Origin of the sequence: Pseudomonas sp. Sample_9 (genome assembly GCF_004307535.1) — a bacterium.
Classification (GTDB): Bacteria; Pseudomonadota; Gammaproteobacteria; order Pseudomonadales; family Pseudomonadaceae; genus Aquipseudomonas; species Aquipseudomonas mercuritolerans.
The window spans coordinates 1-1,267 of the sequence record NZ_RAZO01000253.1 but is presented as its reverse complement, the minus strand read 5'-3'; the positions used below and the strand labels follow the sequence as shown (position 1 = coordinate 1,267).

Annotated in this window: 3 protein-coding genes; all 3 read left to right on the top strand. The window is 61.9% G+C overall.

Annotated elements, in window-relative coordinates; all coding sequences use genetic code 11:
* Positions 1–356: major capsid protein (locus D6877_RS14385; RefSeq protein WP_178083687.1), on the top strand; the 356-nt coding region annotated here is incomplete at its 5' end.
* A gap of 2 nt (positions 357–358) precedes the next feature.
* Entirely contained in the window at positions 359–679 is a 321-nt protein-coding gene (locus D6877_RS14380) for a hypothetical protein (protein ID WP_130911227.1), read from the top strand.
* Positions 676–1,267, top strand: a 592-nt coding sequence (locus tag D6877_RS14375) for a hypothetical protein (RefSeq protein WP_130911226.1), incomplete at its 3' end; no start/stop codon positions are given. The genes D6877_RS14380 and D6877_RS14375, both read left to right, overlap by 4 nt.

Sequence of the window (1,267 nt, the reverse complement as noted above, 5' to 3'; positions counted from 1 at the left end):
TCCACCCTTCGGTAAAAGAAACCTACCTCAACAGTCAGCAAGCGGCCGCGCTGCGCGGTGATGCCCGGGAAAGTTTCGAGTTCGGCGGCATTATTTGGGAGCGTTACCGTGGCAAGGTCGCTGGCGTTTCCTTCGTGCATGACGACAAGGCGCTTCTGGTTCCGGAAGGCGTGCCGGATCTGTACATCTCGGTGTTCGCGCCAGCTGACTACATGGAAACGGTCAACACACAGGGCATTCCGTACTACAGCATGATCGAGCCGCTGCCCTTCAACAAAGGCATGGCCGGTGAAGCGCAGTCCAACCCGCTGCACCTGTGCACCCGACCGCGTGCGCAGGTCCTTCTGGAACTCTGACCGTGGGCTTTCGCGACCTGATCGCCGAGGTCGATGCGGTGGTGTTCGAAACGCTGGGCGATACCGCACGGATTGACGGTCGCGAAGAGCCAGTGTTCGGCATGTTCGCCGCACCCTGGCTGCAACCCAAGTTCGGCAAGCTCAACACCGGGTTGCGCGAGCCGCGCTTCGAGATCCGTGTCAGCGATTCGCAAGGTCTACAGCAGGGCATGCTGGTCAGCGTTGATTTGCCCGCCTTGGACGGCGGCGGTGACTACGACCTGATTCAGCTCGAACCGAGCGGCGACGGCCTGGTCGCCCTCATTCTGAGGTTGCGCCCATGAGTGTCGGCAGCTATTTCAAACCCTCGGCCGGGGGCGGGATGATCTCCATCCAGTCCTCGGCCGCAGACTTTCAGGCGTTCCAGGACTTTGCCAAGGTGGTGCCGAAAGCGGCTGCGGCGGCGCATCGGCGCGCGATCAACAAGACGTTGGGTTGGTTGCGCACGCACATCGCCCGAGCGGTCAGTCGGTCCGAGCGCATCGCTGTTGCGGCCGTGCGTCAGCGGTTGCGCAGCTATCCGGTTTCCGGTGGTGCTGCGAGCGGCAAGTTGTGGTTCGGTTTGAATGCCATTGAATCCAGCCGAATCGGCCGGGCGCGGCAAAGCGGCAGTGGGGTCTCAGTGGCCGGGCGGCGTTACCAAGGGGCTTTCCTCAAGAAGGTCTACGGCAACAAACCCGATATCTGGATACGCACAGCCAGCAAGCATTTCAACGCGGACGACTACCCCGACAGCACGGTGTCACCCGGTCGAGGGCCGAGTTCGGGTTGGGTCGCCGAAAACGGCAGTCGTTTCCCGCTGGCAAAGGCCAAGGTATCGCTGGAGCAAGCCCGGCCGCACTTTGAAAGCTGGGTAAAAAAAGCGGATGAGC